Below are 16,989 nucleotides of genomic sequence, written 5' to 3'. Positions count from 1 at the left end.
TCGGGATGTGGCTGCACGTGCTGGTACTCGGTCCTCGGCTCTTCGGAGCCCCACTCAGATCCCGACGCGCGCCTTCGGCGATGCGGACGTGCCGGGCTCGCTTCGCTCCACCCGCATCCCACTGCTCGATCCGACCCCCGCTGTGCCCGGCGGCTTCTCGCCGAAGGCGTTCGTGGGCGAGGTCGTCCCGTTCACCGTGGTCTCGTTCCGCGAAGGGCACGACATCATCGGTGTGCATGTGCGCCTCACGTCGCCGTCGGGCGAGGAGAGCCTGCACCGGCTGACCGCCCGGAAAGACGGCACGGACCGATGGTCGGCCGAGATCGCGCTCGACGAGCAGGGTGCGTGGCGCTACCGATTCGAAGCCTTCTCCGACGACTTCGCGACTTGGGCTCACGCCGCGGAATTGAAGGTCGCTGCCGGTGTCGATGTACCGGTGATGGCCGCGCTCGGAGCAGAGCTACTCACGAGGGCCGCCACGGAGAAGGATCGCCCCGCGGCGCAGCGGAAGCGTCTGCTCGCGGACGCCGGGTCGCTGGAGAGTGGGGGCGGCGCGACGGCGTTCGCGCTGTCCACCGATGCCGGTCTGGCCGACATCTTCCGGGCCCGTCCCCTGACGACTCTGCGCTCCGCCACCGAGCAGCACACGCTCAACGTGGACCGTCGCGCGGCGGGCGTCGGTGCCTGGTACGAGTTCTTCCCGCGATCAGAGGGGGCCAAGCGGCTCAAGGACGGCACGGTGAAGAGCGGGACGTTCCGCACGGCGACCAAGCGTCTGCCGGAGGTCGCCGCGATGGGTTTCGACGTGGTGTACCTGGTTCCGATCCACCCGATCGGGACCACCAACCGCAAGGGGCGCAACAACACCCTCACCGCAGAGCCCGGCGATCCCGGGTCCCCGTATGCGATCGGCTCCACCGACGGCGGCCACGACGCGATCCACCCCGACCTGGGATCCGCCGCCGACTTCCGCGCCTTCGTGCGCGCGGCTCAGGGAAACGGTCTCGAGGTCGCACTCGACCTCGCGCTCCAGGCGTCCCCGGACCACCCCTGGGTGAGTGAGCATCCCGAATGGTTCACGACCCTCCCCGACGGCACCATCGCGTATGCCGAGAACCCGCCGAAGAAGTACCAGGACATCTACCCGCTCAACTTCGACAACGACCCCGAGGGCATCGCAGCCGAGATGTTGCGGGTCGTGCGGCACTGGGTGGCTCAAGGGGTGAAGATCTTCCGGGTCGACAACCCCCACACCAAACCCCTGCAGTTCTGGGAGTGGTTGATCCGTGAGATCAACACCGTGGATCCGGACGTGATCTTCCTCGCCGAAGCCTTCACCCGCCCCGCCGTCATGCGCGCCCTGGCCGCCGTCGGATTCCAGCAGAGCTACAGCTACTTCACGTGGCGGAACACCAAGAGCGAGCTGGAGGAATTCCTCACCTCCGTATCGCAGGAGACCTCGGACTACATGAGGCCCAACCTCTTCGTGAACACGCATGACATCCTGACCGAATACCTGCAGTTCGGCGGTCGTGCGGCATACCGAATCCGAGCCTGCATCGCCGCCACGGCAGGGCCCGTGTACGGGGTGTACGCCGGCTACGAGCTCTTCGAGAACGTGGCACGGCCGGGCTCCGAAGAGAACATCGACAATGAGAAGTACGAGTTCAAGTTCCGCGACTGGTCGGGCGCGGAGGCCCGCGGCGAATCGCTCGCTCCCCTGCTGCGGCGGCTCAACGAGATCCGCGCGGCTCACCCCGCACTCCGGCAACTCAGGAACTTCCGGGCGCACTGGAGCGACGACGATGCCGTCCTCGTGTACAGCAAGCACCTCCCCGCGCCGTTCACCGGTACTGGACGCGCGGATACCGTCATCGTGGTGGCGAACGTCGACCCGCACTCCGTACGCGAGACGACCGTGCACCTCGACAGCACCCAATGGGGCATTCCGCTCGGCGATCCGTTCGAGGTCGAGGACCTGCTCACCGGAGCCGTCTGGACCTGGAACGATCACAACTACGTGCGGCTCGACGCCTTCGCCGAGCCGGTGCACATCCTGAAGGTGAGGGAGCGAGCATGAGCTACACAGAAGATGTCGCCGCATCCACCGAGTGGGAGGCGATCTCCTCGGCCACGCACCACGATCCGCACGCCGTCCTCGGCGCACACTCCCACAAAGACGCGGCCGACCGCACGGTCACCGTCATCCGCGCCCGACGGCCGCTCGCCGCCGGGGCGGCAGCGGTGTTCGGCGACGGCAGCCGACTCGAGCTCGCGCACGTGGCGCAGGGAATCTGGGAGGCGCAGCACGTCGGTCCCCCTCTCCCCTATCGGCTGGCCACGCGGTACGCGGATCACGAGGAGACGCTCTCCGGCGATCCGTATCGACACCGTCCGACCCTTGGAGACCTCGACCTCCATCTGATCGCCGAGGGGCGGCATGAACGCCTCTGGGAGGCGCTGGGTGCGCACCCGCGCACGTGGGACGGCGAGCAGGGCGTCGCGTTCGCCGTCTGGGCTCCCAACGCCACAGCCGTGCGCGTCGTCGGCGACCACAACGACTGGAACGGCGACGCCCACGCCATGCGCTCGATGGGCGTGAGCGGAGTCTGGGAGCTCTTCATCCCCGGCCTCCCCCTAGGCACGCGGTACAAGTATCAGCTCCGCACCCGCGACGGCGCCTGGATACTCAAAGCCGATCCGATGGCGCTCGCCGCCGAGGTGCCGCCGAACACGGCGTCCGTCGTGACCTCGTCGTCGTACGAGTGGGCGGACGGCGCATGGATGACCCGTCGTGCCGCGACCCACGCCGTCGCGCAGCCGCTGTCGGTCTACGAGATCCACGTCGGCTCCTGGCGTGAGGGCCTCGGGTACCGGGACATCGCCGAGCCGCTGATCCAGCACGTCACGGATGCCGGATTCACCCATGTCGAGTTCATGCCGTTGGCGGAGCACCCGTTCGGAGGTTCCTGGGGGTACCAGGTCAGCGGCTACTACGCGCCCACGAGCCGGTTCGGCACCCCGGACGACCTGAGGTATCTGATCGATCGGCTGCACCAGGCCGGCATCGGCGTGATCATGGACTGGGTTCCCGGGCACTTCCCGAAAGACGCCTTCGCTCTCGCGCGCTTCGACGGCCAGCCCCTGTACGAGCACCCCGATCCCCGCCGCGGCGAGCACCAGGACTGGGGCACGCTCATCTTCGACTACGGGCGTCCGGAGGTTCGGGGATTCCTCGTGGCCAATGCGCTGTACTGGTTCAGGGAGTTCCATGTCGACGGGCTGCGCGTCGACGCGGTCGCGTCGATGCTCTACCTCGACTACTCCCGCGAAGCCGGCGAATGGGAACCGAACATCCACGGTGGCCGGGAGAATCTCGAGGCGATCCGGTTCTTGCAGGAGGTGAACGCCACGGCCTACCGACTGCACCCGGGGATCATGATGATCGCCGAGGAGTCGACCAGCTTCCCCGGCGTCACCGCACCCACCGACCACGCCGGCCTGGGGTTCGGTTTCAAGTGGAACATGGGCTGGATGAACGACTCGCTCCAGTACATCTCTCGCGACCCGATGTACCGCGCGCACCACGAGGGCGAGATGACCTTCTCCTTCGTCTACGCCTTCGGCGAGAATTACCTGCTGCCGATCAGTCACGACGAAGTCGTGCACGGCAAGGGCAGCCTGATGGCGAAGATGCCCGGCGACCACTGGCACAAGCTCGCGAACGTCCGCGCGTACCTCGCCTACATGTGGGGGCACCCCGGGAAGAAGCTCCTGTTCATGGGCCAGGAGTTCGGTCAGCTCGCCGAGTGGTCCGAAGGGCGTGAGCTGGATTGGTGGCTCCTCGACCAGCCGTCGCACGCGCAGCTGCAGGACTTCGTCGGCGCGATGAACCGCGCCTACAGATCCCAATCCCCCCTGTGGGCGCGGGACAACGACGGATCGTCTTTCCACCGCCTCGGTGCGCCCAGCTGGGACCCGACCGTGATCGCCTTCGAGCGGCGGGATGCCCACGGCGGACGCCTCGTCGTCGTGAGCAACTTCGCCGGGGTCGAGCGTGCGGGATATCGACTCGCGCTTCCGCAGGACGGTGTCTGGCAGGAAGTGCTCAACACCGACGCCGCCGAGTACGGCGGACGAGGTTCGGGGAACCTGGGCATGGTCTTCGCCGCCGGTGAGGACGGTAGCGCCCCGACCGCGACGATGACCCTTCCTGCGCTGTCGACGCTGTGGCTACGCCACCAGTCGGACCCCCACGTGCCTACCGTGAGCCACGGATGACGGGGACGCGCGCCGGAACCTCCGACGGCTAGAACAGGAGCGAAGAAAGCCGGTTCCTGGCGGCCACCACTCGCGGGTCGCCCGTGCCGATGAGGCCGAACAGCTCGATCAGCCGTTCCCGTACCGGGGTGCGCTGGTCGGACGGCAGCTGGGCGAACAGGTCGAGCAGACGCGCGAAGGCGTCGTCGACATGACCGCCGGCGAGATCGAGGTCTGCCACGTCGAACTGCGCCTGGACGTCGAGCGGTCCCTCGGCGGCCGCCGCGCGTGCCGCCTGCAGGTCGAGTCCCTGCACGCGGTCGAGCAGACGCACCTGGCCGAGACCTGCGATCGCCTCCTCATCGCGCGGATTCTCGGCGAGGGCCTTCTCGTACGCGCGGATCGCGGCGGAGTAGTCTCCTGCCTCGATCGCGGCGAACGCCTCGGCGTGCAGCGGGGGAAGTTCCGGCTCCTCCGGCGTCGACGACGCCTCGGCATCGGCATCGGCATCCGCGTCGACCGAGAGCGACCCGGTGACACCGTTCTGCGCTGCCACCTGCAGCAGCTGGGCGAAGACATCGCGCACCTGCTGCTCCGGCACCGCACCGGTGAACATCGGCACGGGCTGCCCGGCGATCAGCGCCACCACCATCGGGATCGACTGCGCGCGGAAGCTCTGCGCGAGCTGCGGGTTCGCGTCGACATCGACCTTGGCGAGCAGCACCCGGCCGCCGAGCTCACGAGTGACCTTCTCGATGATCGGACTCAGCTGCTTGCACGGTCCGCACCACTCGGCCCACAGATCCACGACGACGGGAACCGTGCGCGAGAGTTCGAGGATCTGCCCGAACGTCTCGTCGGTCGCATCGACGACGACATCGACCGCACCGGGGGCTGGAGCCCCCTCGGGCGGCGTCGCCGGCCGGTTGCGGAGGGTCGACAGGTCCACCGCGCCACGCAGCGCGGTCGGAGAGATTTCACTCACTTGATCACCTTCACGGAAAGGAGGTCCTGGTGGACTGCCAGGAGCCTGATCTGCTCCGTCGATCCCTGGGCGGGGACCGAGAAGAACAGCTGGAACTCATACGTCGTCTCGACGCCCTTCGCAGATTCCGTCGCGCCCGTCAGGGCCTTGGCCTCTGCGTTGTCTCCGAACCGGATCACCACGTCCGACGACGTCGGAGTCACCGTCTCGGTATCGGTCAGAGAGACCGCGACGATCGCACCGCTGTCGAGCGTGGTCATGGAGATCGGCTCGTCGGTCGTGGGCGCCATGTCGAACGCCACCTTGGACGTCTTGGCCGCTCCCTTGTCTGCCAGCCCCTGCACGATGACCTGGCGGCTGTCGGTGAGGGACTTCGCCAACGTCAGCGCGAGGTCGTCGAACTGACCGTAGAACTCGCTCTTCTCCCCCGCGTCCACCACGTCGGCGAAGGCTGGTGCGAGTTCCGCCGGAGGGATGGTGAGGAAGGCGGAGTCAGCGGGGACGAGTGAGGTTCCGAGCCAGGTCGCGGCGACCTCGGGGAACACGGCATCCGCCGCCATCTCGGCCATGTTGCTGATCTTGTAGTTCGACCAGGGATCCGCCTGGGTCATCGTCAGCAGCACGGGCGGCACAGTGTCGTCGCCCTTGCTCTTCGAGAGCAGGAGAACCGTTCGCGGCCAGACGTCGGTCGCTTCCGGAAGCACGACCTCGACGTCGTCGGTCGGGATCGCCGCCGGAGGGGCCTTGTCCGCGATCTTCGCGCGTAGGGCGTATTCGGTGGTGCGCGCGGCGAGGGCCGGGCCTTCGAGACGCGTCCCCGCGAGGTCGACGTCCATTGCGGTATCGGCTTCCACCAAGGTCTCCGAAGCAGTTTGGAGGATGCGCTTGGCCTGTGCCTCCGTCACCGCCGGCGGCTTCTGGTTGTCCGGAGCGATGACGGTCGGGCTCGGGGAAGGCGATGTAGAGGCATCACCGAACTGCGGCCAGGAATCGGCTGAGCAGCCGGCAGCGAGGAGGGCGGTCAACCCGAGTGCGGGAATCGCCAGCAGCCGGCGACGACGCGCGGGGGTCTTGGCCCGCATCGACGTCTTCGAATCGTTCTCCTCGGGGTCCACGATCTCCGCGTCTTCGGTGTCGGTTTCCGGAGCATCCACCGAGGGGGTGCGTTCTGCAGACGTCGGCGTTTCCGCCGAGCCTTCGATCGCCGCGCGCTCCTCCGGAGGAAGCACCGCGATGTCGATCGGTTCGGTCGCCGGGAGCGGGCCGGGGCCCTTTCGGCGCGGCCCGCGTCCACGACGCTGGTGGCGGATACCGAGCACGTACAGGACGAGTCCGATCAGCAGGACGATACCGCCGGCCACCATGAGCGGTCCCGCTAGCGGCGTCGTCGTGTCGAGCGGCCAGGAGACGACGATGTCATCGGGAGCGTCTTCCGTGCCGTCATAGGCCACCAGCATGCTCGTCCCCTCGGGAAGCTGCATGTTGTCCGCGACGAGGCGATTCTCCTTCTGGAAGGAGTCCAGCCACAGGTCGGAGCCCCGCGGATCGCGGCCCGTCGCCGGATCGCCCTCCTCGGCGGTGCCGTCGCCGCCGTCGGTCTCGTCTGAAGCCTCTGCCGCCGACACGTGCTCGACAGCGAAGCCGCCGTCGTCGTCCACCGTGACGTGGTTGTAGTCGGAATCCGCGAGCCAGGCCTCCATGTCGGCTGTCCTGCCATAGCTGCCGAAGATGTCGCCCTGACCGCGCACGATCAGCGTCTGCACGCCAGGATTCGTCCGGAGGACGTCTCCGTCCAGGAGGACGAACGGCGCGGGCTCATCGATCTCGACTTGCGTCTGCTGCGAGTCGGGCCCCACGAAGGTGCGCTGGGCGATCCCCGCGCCGATCAGCACGGCGGCAAGCACGAAGGCCACCACGGCCCATACGAAACGCACGAATAGTCTCCTCACGCATCACCGGCACCTGCCCGCGACGCAACACTCGACATTTCAGACTAGCGAAATCAGCTGAGTGTTGCCCACGTACACGTGCAGTGCCGGCTGAACCGGCACGTCGCGCGCGACGTGGCTCGACGTCTGGATAACCTTGCTGCAGCCGTTTCGAGGAGTCGTCGCATGAAGATCCACAATCCGTTCCGCACCGCCCTCGTGGCGACGCTCGGCGTGGGGCTGGGGATCCTCCTGATCAACAGCGTGCAGACTCTCTCCAGCGTCCTGCTCTACGTCGGCACGGCGCTGTTCCTGAGTCTGGGCCTCGATCCGCTCGTGTCCTTCCTGGAACGTCGCAGGCTCCCGCGGTGGCTCGCCGTGCTGGTGACGATCCTCGCGGTCCTCGCGATCTTCAGCGGGATCGTGCTGATCATCCTCCCCGTGCTCGTGGATCAGATCTCGCAGCTCATCGCCCAGATCTCGGCCATCGTGTCACGAGGCAACCTGATCCCCGATCTCAAGGAGTGGATGCAGGACACCTTCCCGAACCTGCTCGTCGATGATGTCTTCACCTATGTCACGGACTGGTTGACGACGAACCTCGCCGAGATCGGCGGGTCCATCGGCCAGGGCGTCCTCGTCGCCAGCGGCGCCGTGCTCAGCGGACTGTTCGGTGCGTTCATCGTCCTCATCCTGACGATCTACCTGACCGCCTCGACGCCGTCGCTCAAGCGCGCTGTCTACCAGCTCGCCCCGTCGTCGAAGCGCGACCGCTTCATCGACCTGTCGGAGCAGATCACCGATTCCGTGGGGTATTACGTCATGGGGCAGGTGACTCAGGGCGTGATCAACGGCGTCCTCAGCGCCATCTACCTCTCGATCATCGATGCGCCGTTCCCTGCGGTCCTCGCGATCATCGCCTTCTTCTTCTCACTGATCCCGCTCGTCGGGACCTTGACCGGTTCCACGATCATCGTCCTCGTGTGTCTCATCCCCGGGCTCGGGTCCCCCGGGATCGCGATCGCCGCGGCCATCTACTACCTCGTCTATATGCAGATCGAGGCGTACGTGATCTCGCCGCGCATCATGAGCCGCGCGGTCGCCGTACCCGGAGCAGTGGTCGTCGTTGCGGCTCTCGCCGGCGGCAGCCTGCTCGGACTGTTGGGTGCGCTCATCGCGATCCCCGTTGCGGCGAGCATCCTGATCATCTATCGACAGGTGCTCATCCCGCGGATGAACGAGCTCTGAGGCGCGGAGCCTCGGAGCTCGATCAGTCCGTCGGCGGCCAGTGCGTAGCCAGGGGCAGAGCCGACGGGTTCACCGCCGCCACGATCTCCGTGAGCACGCGGCGCGTCTGCGTCTCGCCGACCCACAGATGCTTCCCGCCCTCGACAGCGATCAGCTGCGCGTGGGGAATGGAGGCGAAGCGTTCGCGAGCCTCATCCGGGCGCAGGTAGTCGTCAAGCTCCGGTACCAGCACGACGACCGGGACATCGCTGTCAGCCCAGGCGGCGACCTCGGCGTCCGTCGCGCGATGCAACGGCGGGGACAGCAGAATGGTCCCCGCGATGTCGTGGTCGCGACCGTACTTGAGCGCCAGTTCGGTGCCGAAGGACCAGCCGAGGAGCCAGGGGCTCGGGAGCGCCCGGTCCCGGACGAAGTCCATGGCCGCCGCCACATCGAACTGCTCCGCCGCGCCGCCGTCGAACGCGCCGTCGCTCGTGCCGCGAGGCGACGTGGTCCCCCGCGTGTTGAACCTCAGGACCGCCAGGTCAGCGAGCGCAGGAAGCCTCGCTGCCGCCTTGCGGATGATGTGCGAGTCCATGAAACCACCCGCGGTGGGCAGCGGGTGCAAAGTCACGAGCGTCGCCACCGGCGACCCATGCTCCGGCATGGAGAGTTCGCCCACCAGCGTGAGACCGTCTGCAGTCGTCAGCTCGATATCCTCACGCTGAGCGGGAAGCTCCAGCGGCCCTCGAATCTCCATGCTCACGCCATCCTCCAACAGTGTGTGTGCCAATGCCGACGCGCGGCGAGATCTGCAGCATCGCCTAAGACACCGTCAGCTCGCCAGACGACCAGGTGTGCAGTTCCCGCGACGATCGGCTGCGCACAACCGGGGCAGACGTATTCTTTCTGCGCCTGAGCGGACGACACCGGCTGCACGGTCCACTCGCTGCCACGACGGGTCTCCGAGCGCTTCCAGCCGGCGAGCATCCGATCGAACGAGTCGTCGGCTTCAGGGCGCGCAGGAGGGCGTCGGCGTGAGCGAGGCATCGCTCCTGCTCACCACCAGTGGTTGTTCGTCCAGAAGCTGTATGCTCCGGCCCAGCTGCCATACCGCCCCGTGGCGTAGCCGGTGGCCCACCTCAGGTTGTCCACCGGGTCGTACCCGTTACCGGGAACCTTGCTGCAGGGAAGAGCCTGAACCAGGCCGCACGCACCCGAGGACGAGTTCGTGGCGTTCGGGTTCCAGCCGCTCTCGCGCGACACGATGTAGTCGACGTACTGCCAATCGCTCTGAGCGATGCCGGCAGCGGCCATCCAGTCCGCAGGTGCACCGCCTCCCGAATAGGGAGGCAGGGTGCCGCCGGAAGATCCACCCTGCGACCCCGTTGCGGCCGGCGCCGCCGGCTTGGGCTTCGGCTTGGGCTTCGGCTTCACGTACACCTCGAACGTCCCGCGTTCGACCGGCGTGATGGTTGCACCACTGACCGTGACCGTGAGGTTCTGTGTGTCGGCGAGAGCGAGCGAGTAGGCCGAGTCGGGAGTGTCGGACTTCACGGGCTCCGCCAGTGCGACGCCGGTCGGTGCCACGAGCGCTCCCGCGAATCCGACGACGGCGAGGGCGCTGAACACGCTGACGACACCACGACGGCGAGACCATCGGCGAGTGCCCGTGCGCGCGGATCTGACCGTCGCTGCGGGCACCAGCGAAAGGTCGCGTCGTTCGGGGTTCATGTCGTTTCGGGAGTTCACGATGAAGGACAGTCTACGCAAAGGCGCCTGAGTCGACCATCAGGAACTCAGCGAACGGCGAGAATGACGTCGATCGTGGCATCGAGGAGCGCGTCGACCTGCTCCTCGCGGTAGCCCCCCCGCTGCATGCGAAACGCGGCGGAACGCAGCTGCTCGGCGGAGAGCGGATCTCCGTCGCGGAGATAGCGGACGATCCTGGTCGAGACGTGGTCGACCTCGTCGATGCGGTAGCCGAACGTGAGAACCCCGGTGCGCGCGAAGCGTCGGCGACGAGGCCGGGCCAGATGGTCCAGGATGGTCTGCGCGTCTGCTCTCGCCTGCTCGACCCACACCTCGGCACCCTGCGCTCGCACCACGCGCTCCCGCTCACGCGCGGCGAAGGCGTCTTCCACGCGACCGAGGGCCGCGTCGACATCAGCCACGACGTAACCGCCTTTGACGAGCGGAAAGGATGCCGCGCGTACGTCGTCGGCGCCCAATTCGTCGGCACCGGTCTCGAACGCTCGTCGAGCAGATACGAGGAAGGTGTCGACAGCAGCGCGGTGGTAGCCCCGCTCACGACCGGATGTCAGAGCGAACGCCGGCGGAGCGTCCGCCGTCCGTTCGGCGATCTGGTCTTCGTTCATCACAGCACCACCCAGGGAGAGAGGAGGAAGTAGAGGCAGAGCGCCGGAATCGTCGAGGGCAGGATGCTGTCGAGTCGATCGAGAAGACCGCCGTGTCCGGGAAGCCACGAGCTCATGTCTTTGATACCGAGATCACGCTTGAGCATGGACTCGCCGAGGTCGCCCAGCGTCGCAGACAGCAGGATCGACGCGCCGAAGATCAGACCCGCCCACCAGGGCAGCTCGAGAAGGAAGATGGCCAGCAGTACGCCGGCGACCAGGGAGGCGACGACGGCGCCGCCGAACCCCTCCCATGTCTTCTTGGGGCTGATCTTCGGGGCCATCGGGTGGCGTCCGAAAGCGAGACCAGCCGCATACGCGCCCGTGTCGGCGGCGACCGCGATGGCTATGAAGCTGAGCACCCACCACTGGCCGCCCTCCTGCTCGAGGAGGATGAGGGCGACGCCGGCGAGGAATGGCACGTAGACCTGGACGAAACCGCTGATGACCGCATCCGCGAGGACGTCGCCGTAGGTGCGGCCGTCTTTCGCCACCATTTGCGCGATGAGTCGCCACACGATGACGAAGGCGACGGCCACGAAGAGCATGACCCAAGACAGCCACGGCTCCGCGAAGTAGGCCGAGAGCACCAGGAAAGCGCCCGCAACCAGCTGCGGTATGACATCGACACGTCGGCCGGAGGCCCGCAGAGCCCGAGAGAGCTCGTACACCCCCAGCAGTGCCGCAGCGAGAGCGAACGGCACGAACAGTGCCTTGATGAAGAGCAGGGATCCGAGCAGCGCCGCACCGAAAGCGAGACCGATCAGAATCGCGAGAACCAGGTCTCGCCCCGTGCGCTGCTTGATCCGCTCGTTCGCCTGGTCGATCTGATCGCGCGCATGAGAGACGTGGCTCTCGAGCTCGTCCCGCGCTGCCCGCCACTGCTCGCGGATCGCGTTGTGGTCGGCTGTGTCGAGCGGCCTGACCACGGCAGGGTTCCCTCCGACAGGGGACGCCGGCAGCGGTGGACGAGGCGGAATGGCTTCCGCGTCGAACGTCGGGAAGGCCGTGTCCGCGAGCGGGACGCCGTCGGGCGGCGCACCGTCACGCGCCTCTCGACGCGTCGGCGGAATGCCCTCCTCAGCGTCTCGCGTTTCGTCAGACATGCCGACTACACCTCGAGGAGTTCGGCCTCTTTGCGCTTCAGCGCGTCGTCGATGAGGTCGACGTGCTGACGCGTCAGGCCGTCCAGCTCCTTCTCGCCGCGAGCGATCTCGTCCTCGCCGAGCTCGCTCTTGAGCGCGTCGAGCTCGTCCTTCGCCTTGCGGCGGATGCCACGGACATGGACCTTCGCGTCCTCGGCCTTGGTCTTGACGAGCTTGACGTACTCCTTGCGACGCTCCGCCGTGAGCTCGGGCATCGTCACGCGGACGAGGTTGCCGTCGTTCGTGGGGTTGACTCCGAGGTTCGGCATGTCGCGGATCGCCTGCTCGATCGCCTTCAGCGCCGACTTGTCGTACGGCGTGATGATGAGCGTTCGGGCTTCCTGGTTCGCCAGCGATGCGAGCTGGGCGATCGGGGTCGGCGTGCCGTAGTAGTCCACGAGGACCTTCTGGAACATCTGCGGGTTCGCACGACCCGTGCGCACCGTGGAGAAGTCCTCCTTGGCAGCTTCGACCGCCCGGTTCATACGAGTGGTGGTTTCAGCGAGGACGTCCGCGATCACGGTGGCTCCTATCGTCGGGGTGTTCTGCAAATTCTATCGGGCGAAGTCGTCTCCGCCGTGTCACACGCTCAGGCGGTGACGAGGGTTCCGATCGGCTCGCCGAGCAACGCGCGGGTCACGTTGCCTGCGGGCTCCATGCCGAACACGCGCATGTCCATGCTGTTGTCCATACACAGGCTGAAGGCGGTCGAGTCGACGACCTTGAGGCCACGCTGCAGCGCATCACGATACGTGACGCGCTCGATGCGCTCCGCGTCGGCGTGCTTATTCGGGTCGGCGGTGTAGATCGCGTCGACGCCGTTCTTGGCGACGAGGACCTCGTCCGCGCCGATCTCGAGCGCACGCTGCGCGGCGACCGTGTCCGTGGAGAAGTACGGGAGGCCTGCGCCGGCGCCGAAGATGACCACGCGGCCCTTCTCGAGATGACGCTCGGCGCGACGCGGGATGTACGGCTCGGCGACCTGTGTCATCGAGATGGCCGACTGCACGCGGGTGGCGGCTCCGGCCTGCTCGAGGAAGTCCTGGAGGGCGAGGGCGTTCATGACCGTGCCCAGCATGCCCATGTAGTCCGCGCGACCTCTGTCCATGCCGCGCTGGCTGAGCTCCGCGCCACGGAAGAAGTTGCCTCCGCCGACGACGATCGCGACCTCGACCCGATCGACGGCCGCGGCGATGTCGCGGGCGATCTGCGAGACCACATCGGGGCTGACACCCAGCTGCCCCGCTCCGAAGGCCTCTCCGGAGAGCTTGAGAAGGACGCGTCGGCGTCCGGTGCGTTCAGTCATAGGTGGGTGTCCTCTCGTCCCGATTCAAGATAGTGCCTCGTGGGCATGAAGAAGGGGTTCGGATCTTGGCGATCCGAACCCCTTCGACCTTGCTACGCGCCGACCTTGAAGCGCGCGAAGTCCGTCACGGTGATACCGGCGTCCTTCGCCACCTGGGCGACAGAGAGCTTGTTGTCCTTGGCGTAGTCCTGCTCGAGCAGGGCGACCTGCTTGATGAACGCAGAGACACGGCCCTCGACGATCTTCGGGAGAGCCGCTTCCGGCTTGCCCTCGTTACGAGAGATCTCGGTGACGATCTCACGCTCCTTCTCGACCGCGTCCGCCGGCACGTCCTCGCGGGACAGGTACGACGGGTTCGCGAAGGAGATGTGCTGCGCGATGCTGCGCGCGGTCTCGGCGTCATCGCCCGAGTAGGCGACGACGACACCGATCTGCGGCGGCAGATCCTTGCTCGTGCGGTGCAGGTAGACCTCGACCTTGTCGCCCGAGATCGTGCGCACGCGGCGCAGTTCGACCTTCTCGCCGATGATCGCGGCCTCTTCGGAGATGACCTGCTCGACGCTCTTGTCACCGGCGGATGCGGCGAGGGCGGCGTCGACCGAATCGGCCTTGACCGCTGCTGCGGCGTCGGCGACCTTGTCGGCCAGCGCGATGAAGCGCTCGTTCTTCGCGACGAAGTCGGTCTCGCATGCGAGCTCGATGAGCGTCACGGCGCCATCCTGCTCGCGAGCGACGATCAGTCCCTCGCTGGTCGAACGGTCAGCGCGCTTCGCGTTGCCCTTCGCACCCTTGAGACGCAGGATCTCGGTGGCCTTCGCGACGTCTCCGTCAGCCTCCTCGAGCGCCTTCTTGGTGTCGACCATTCCCGTGCCGAGCTGCTCACGCAGCGCCTTGAGGTCAGCGATGGTGAAGTTGGCCATGTGTGGTGGCTCCTTGCTTCGTTAGGTGTGTGTGAACGAGGGGATTACTTGGCGTCGGCAGCCTCGGCGGCGGCGACCTCAGCGGTCTCCTCACCGGAAGCGGCGGCGATCGCCTCGTCGTGTGCCTCAGCACCGGCCTCGTCGGCAGCGGTCTCGTCAGCAGCAGGCGTCTCGACGACGGCGGCCTCGTCTTCCGAGGTCACGACCTCGGCGGCGTCAGCGGACTCCTGGACCTCCGGGGCGGGGGTCTCGAGGAGCTCCTTCTCCCAGTCGGCGAGCGGCTCGGCGTCACCCGTCTCCGGGTTGTGCTTCTGCTGCAGGCCCTCGGCCGCGGCGTCGGCGATGATGCGGGTCAGCAGCGAGACGGAGCGGATCGCGTCGTCGTTGCCGGGGATCGGGTACTGGAAGTCGTCCGGGTCGGCGTTGGTGTCGAGGATACCGATCACGGGGATGCCGAGCTTCTTGGCCTCATCGATAGCGAGGTGCTCGCGCTTGGCGTCGACGACCCAGATGGCCGACGGCGTCTTGGTGAGGTTGCGGATACCGCCGAGCGACTTGTGCAGCTTGTCGAGCTCGCGCTTCTTGAGAAGCAGTTCCTTCTTCGTGAAGCCGCTGTTCGCCGGGGTCTCGTAGTCGAGCTCCTCGAGCTCCTTCATGCGTGCGAGACGCTTGGAGATCGTCTGGAAGTTGGTGAGGAGTCCACCGAGCCACCGCTGGTTCACGAAAGGCTGGCCGACGCGCGTCGCCTGCTCGGCGAGGATCTCCTGCGCCTGCTTCTTGGTGCCGACGAAGAGGATCGTGCCACCGTGAGCGACGGTCTCCTTGACGAAGTCGTAGGCCTTGTCGATGTAGCCGAGCGACTGCTGGAGGTCGATGATGTGGATGCCGCTGCGCTCGGTGAGGATGAAGCGCTTGACCTTCGGGTTCCACCGACGGGTCTGGTGTCCGAAGTGCACGCCGCTGTCGAGCAGCTGGCGGATGGTGACCACAGCCATGGTCGTCTCCTGGTTCTGGCGCGTTTCTGCGCCGTTGAGGTTGCAAGCCGATCGGATGATCGGACTTCCTGGTGCCCGGCCCACGCCCGCCTGTTCGAGGAACAGGACCTGTGGGAGTGGATGCCGCGATCTGAATCGCTTTGGGCACGCGTAGTCACCCCGATATCGAGGTGCTCCCCCAGCATACAGGAAGCAGCGACGTCACTCACCCTGCACCGGCAGCTCCCCACCGAAGTCGTCCACGCGGTCCGCTGACGGCGCCGAGACGGCCGTCCGACCGCTCGGAAGAGACGTCACACTCCCCTCATGCGCATTCTGCTCCGAGCGGTTTCCGGCTCGGCCATCGCCGTGCTCGTCGTGCTCGCCCTGTACGGTCCCGACGCCTCGGCCGCCTCGGGTGACACCGCGGACATACCGCGCTGGCGATGGCCGCTCGCCGGCTCGCGAGAGGTCGTCGAGCCGTTCCGGGCGCCCGCGCACGAGTACGGTGCCGGTCATCGCGGAGTAGATCTCGGCGCTTCGATCCACGCGGCGGTCACAGCCCCCGCGGACGGCACTGTGGCGTTCCGCGGGACCGTCGTGGACCGCCCGCTCCTGACGATCGAGCACGCAGACGGCCTCGTCAGCACCTTCGAGCCGCTCCGAACGACGCTCGACCCGGGCGACGCGGTGTCGGTCGGGCAGGAGATCGGACTCGTCGACGCGGGCGGTCACACCGCGGCGGGCGCGCTGCACCTCGGCGTACGAAGAGACGGCGTCTACATAAATCCGATGCTTCTCTTCGGCGATCTCCCGCGGGCAGTCCTGCTCCCCTGCTGCGAGCCTCTGTGATCCCAGGGCCCGCCCGACCGCGGTGCCAGCGGCTCGAGCACGCCGCCCTCCGACATCACGCCCGGGGATGCGCCAGTCGATAGGTCGCGGTCAGGCGTTCGGCCGAGACGTGCGTGTATATCTGGGTCGTGCCGAGGCTGGCATGACCCAGTATCTCCTGGACGGCCCGCAGGTCTGCACCGCCGTCGAGAAGGTGGGTGGCAGCCGTGTGTCGAAGGGCGTGCGGGCCGATGGTCTCGGTGCCGACCACCGGTGCCAGCACGCGGGCGACAAGCTCGTAGACCGCTCGTGGGCCGATCCGGGCGCCGCGACTCCCCAGCATCACAGCGGATGAGAAGGCGCGCGCCCTCGCCACCAGGACCGGTCGGCCGCGACGGAGATAAGCCTCCAGCGCATCCCTCGCCGGAGCACCGTAGGGGACGACCCGTTCCTTGGCCCCCTTCCCGAGCACGCGGGCCGTGCCTCGGTCGAGGTCGAGGTCGTCGATATCCAGCCCGCACAGTTCTGCGACACGGATGCCGGAGCCATAGAGCAGCTCGAGTATCGCGTGGTCGCGCAAGGCGATCGGATCTCCCGTCCCGGCCGCGTCGCGATGAGCATCGAGCAAGCCCGACATCGCCTCGCGGGACGCCACTGTGGGCAGTGTGCGTCCCTTCTTCGGTGCGATCAGCCGCAGGCTCGGGTCGTGGGACACGAGCTCGTGCTCGTGCGCCCAGCCGAAGAAGGACCGAGCGGCCGCAGCCCGCCGCGCGAGTGTGGATCTCGCATCGCCCCGCTGGGTGGCATGCCAGAGCCAGTCTCTGAGCACCTCGAGATCGACTTCTTCGAGCGTGATGCCACCTGCCGACGCCTGGAGGTCTCGAAGGTCCGACCTGTATGCCTTCGCGGTCGCGGGCGAGAGTCGACGCACCCGCTCCAGGTGGCCGACGAACGCCTCGGTGGCAACCGTGAGATCCATGGCTTCAGCTTGCCGCT

At 67.2% G+C, this 16,989-nt stretch carries 16 protein-coding genes; 4 read left to right on the top strand and 12 right to left on the bottom strand.

What is annotated here, in order from left to right; all coding sequences use genetic code 11:
- The first annotated feature begins 7 nt into the window (after positions 1-7).
- Positions 8-2,080, top strand: a complete 2,073-nt coding sequence (locus HCX50_RS06940) for an alpha-1,4-glucan--maltose-1-phosphate maltosyltransferase (RefSeq protein ID WP_337749162.1) — start codon at positions 8-10, stop codon at positions 2,078-2,080.
- Entirely contained in the window at positions 2,077-4,281 is a 2,205-nt protein-coding gene (gene glgB / locus HCX50_RS06935; RefSeq protein WP_167633437.1) for a 1,4-alpha-glucan branching protein GlgB, read from the top strand. The genes HCX50_RS06940 and glgB overlap by 4 nt, the downstream gene beginning before the upstream one ends.
- Positions 4,282-4,309: 28 nt before the next feature.
- Here the strand turns inward: glgB and HCX50_RS06930 are convergent, their stop codons facing one another.
- Together HCX50_RS06930 and HCX50_RS06925 are read right to left on the bottom strand one after the other, a co-directional pair.
- A complete protein-coding gene (locus HCX50_RS06930) occupies positions 4,310-5,245 on the bottom strand; it encodes a tetratricopeptide repeat protein (protein ID WP_167633435.1) in 936 nt (311 codons plus the stop codon).
- Entirely contained in the window at positions 5,242-7,179 is a 1,938-nt protein-coding gene (locus HCX50_RS06925; RefSeq protein WP_140403372.1) for a glycosyl transferase, read from the bottom strand. Before HCX50_RS06925 ends, HCX50_RS06930 begins: the two co-directional genes overlap by 4 nt.
- 180 nt (positions 7,180-7,359) lie before the next feature.
- On the opposite strand from HCX50_RS06925, the gene HCX50_RS06920 reads away from it, so the two are divergent.
- Positions 7,360-8,421 (top strand): AI-2E family transporter, encoded by a 1,062-nt coding sequence (locus HCX50_RS06920; RefSeq protein WP_167633433.1) that lies wholly within the window; start codon positions 7,360-7,362, stop codon positions 8,419-8,421.
- 22 nt (positions 8,422-8,443) lie between these two features.
- On the opposite strand, the gene HCX50_RS06915 is transcribed toward HCX50_RS06920, so the two are convergent.
- The 9 genes from HCX50_RS06915 to rpsB all read right to left on the bottom strand — a co-directional run bounded on the left by HCX50_RS06915 (position 8,444) and on the right by rpsB (position 15,183).
- Positions 8,444-9,160 carry an alpha/beta hydrolase gene (locus HCX50_RS06915; protein WP_091036136.1) on the bottom strand — a complete coding sequence of 239 codons (717 nt, stop codon included), beginning with the start codon at positions 9,158-9,160 and terminating at the stop codon, positions 8,444-8,446.
- Positions 9,161-9,162: 2 nt separating this feature from the next.
- Entirely contained in the window at positions 9,163-9,450 is a 288-nt protein-coding gene (locus HCX50_RS19850; RefSeq protein WP_091036134.1) for a hypothetical protein, read from the bottom strand.
- Between the two features lie 9 nt (positions 9,451-9,459).
- Complete coding sequence (locus tag HCX50_RS06905) at positions 9,460-10,152, bottom strand: transglycosylase SLT domain-containing protein (RefSeq protein WP_337749156.1); 693 nt, start codon at positions 10,150-10,152, stop codon at positions 9,460-9,462.
- Positions 10,153-10,199: 47 nt separating this feature from the next.
- Positions 10,200-10,778 carry a DivIVA domain-containing protein gene (locus HCX50_RS06900; protein WP_167633431.1) on the bottom strand — a complete coding sequence of 193 codons (579 nt, stop codon included), beginning with the start codon at positions 10,776-10,778 and terminating at the stop codon, positions 10,200-10,202.
- On the bottom strand, positions 10,778-11,923 hold the full coding sequence (locus HCX50_RS06895) for a phosphatidate cytidylyltransferase (protein WP_167633429.1): 1,146 nt from the start codon (positions 11,921-11,923) through the stop codon (positions 10,778-10,780). The genes HCX50_RS06900 and HCX50_RS06895 overlap by 1 nt, the downstream gene beginning before the upstream one ends.
- Before the next feature lie 5 nt (positions 11,924-11,928).
- Positions 11,929-12,483, bottom strand: a complete 555-nt coding sequence (gene frr / locus HCX50_RS06890) for a ribosome recycling factor (RefSeq protein WP_029263480.1) — start codon at positions 12,481-12,483, stop codon at positions 11,929-11,931.
- Positions 12,484-12,551: 68 nt separating this feature from the next.
- Complete coding sequence (gene pyrH, locus HCX50_RS06885; protein WP_017830711.1) at positions 12,552-13,268, bottom strand: UMP kinase; 717 nt, start codon at positions 13,266-13,268, stop codon at positions 12,552-12,554.
- A gap of 92 nt (positions 13,269-13,360) precedes the next feature.
- Positions 13,361-14,188 carry a translation elongation factor Ts gene (gene tsf, locus HCX50_RS06880; RefSeq protein ID WP_091036126.1) on the bottom strand — a complete coding sequence of 276 codons (828 nt, stop codon included), beginning with the start codon at positions 14,186-14,188 and terminating at the stop codon, positions 13,361-13,363.
- 44 nt (positions 14,189-14,232) lie between these two features.
- Positions 14,233-15,183 (bottom strand): 30S ribosomal protein S2, encoded by a 951-nt coding sequence (gene rpsB / locus HCX50_RS06875; RefSeq protein WP_091036123.1) that lies wholly within the window; start codon positions 15,181-15,183, stop codon positions 14,233-14,235.
- 306 nt (positions 15,184-15,489) lie between these two features.
- On the opposite strand from rpsB, the gene HCX50_RS06870 reads away from it, so the two are divergent.
- On the top strand, positions 15,490-16,014 hold the full coding sequence (locus HCX50_RS06870) for a murein hydrolase activator EnvC family protein (RefSeq protein ID WP_167633427.1): 525 nt from the start codon (positions 15,490-15,492) through the stop codon (positions 16,012-16,014).
- 55 nt (positions 16,015-16,069) lie between these two features.
- Here the strand turns inward: HCX50_RS06870 and HCX50_RS06865 are convergent, their stop codons facing one another.
- Positions 16,070-16,972 (bottom strand): tyrosine recombinase XerC, encoded by a 903-nt coding sequence (locus HCX50_RS06865; RefSeq protein WP_091036117.1) that lies wholly within the window; start codon positions 16,970-16,972, stop codon positions 16,070-16,072.
- Between the last annotated feature and the right edge of the window lie 17 nt (positions 16,973-16,989).

Source organism: Microbacterium sp. B19(2022) (genome assembly GCF_012030385.1).
Classification (GTDB): domain Bacteria; phylum Actinomycetota; class Actinomycetes; order Actinomycetales; family Microbacteriaceae; genus Microbacterium; species Microbacterium oxydans_B.
The sequence above is the reverse complement of the archived record's forward strand: the minus strand, read 5'-3'. Positions and strand labels throughout refer to the sequence as shown.

Coding starts and splice junctions, on each gene's coding strand:
- glgB (WP_167633437.1), top strand. CDS start 2,077: ATGAGCTACACAGAAGATGTCGCCGCATCCACCGAGTGGGAGGCGATC.
- HCX50_RS06920 (WP_167633433.1), top strand. CDS start 7,360: ATGAAGATCCACAATCCGTTCCGCACCGCCCTCGTGGCGACGCTCGGC.
- HCX50_RS06915 (WP_091036136.1), bottom strand. CDS start 9,160: ATGGAGATTCGAGGGCCGCTGGAGCTTCCCGCTCAGCGTGAGGATATC.
- HCX50_RS19850 (WP_091036134.1), bottom strand. CDS start 9,450: ATGCCTCGCTCACGCCGACGCCCTCCTGCGCGCCCTGAAGCCGACGAC.
- HCX50_RS06900 (WP_167633431.1), bottom strand. CDS start 10,778: ATGAACGAAGACCAGATCGCCGAACGGACGGCGGACGCTCCGCCGGCG.
- HCX50_RS06895 (WP_167633429.1), bottom strand. CDS start 11,923: ATGTCTGACGAAACGCGAGACGCTGAGGAGGGCATTCCGCCGACGCGT.
- pyrH (WP_017830711.1), bottom strand. CDS start 13,268: ATGACTGAACGCACCGGACGCCGACGCGTCCTTCTCAAGCTCTCCGGA.
- tsf (WP_091036126.1), bottom strand. CDS start 14,188: ATGGCCAACTTCACCATCGCTGACCTCAAGGCGCTGCGTGAGCAGCTC.
- rpsB (WP_091036123.1), bottom strand. CDS start 15,183: ATGGCTGTGGTCACCATCCGCCAGCTGCTCGACAGCGGCGTGCACTTC.
- HCX50_RS06870 (WP_167633427.1), top strand. CDS start 15,490: ATGCGCATTCTGCTCCGAGCGGTTTCCGGCTCGGCCATCGCCGTGCTC.
- HCX50_RS06865 (WP_091036117.1), bottom strand. CDS start 16,972: ATGGATCTCACGGTTGCCACCGAGGCGTTCGTCGGCCACCTGGAGCGG.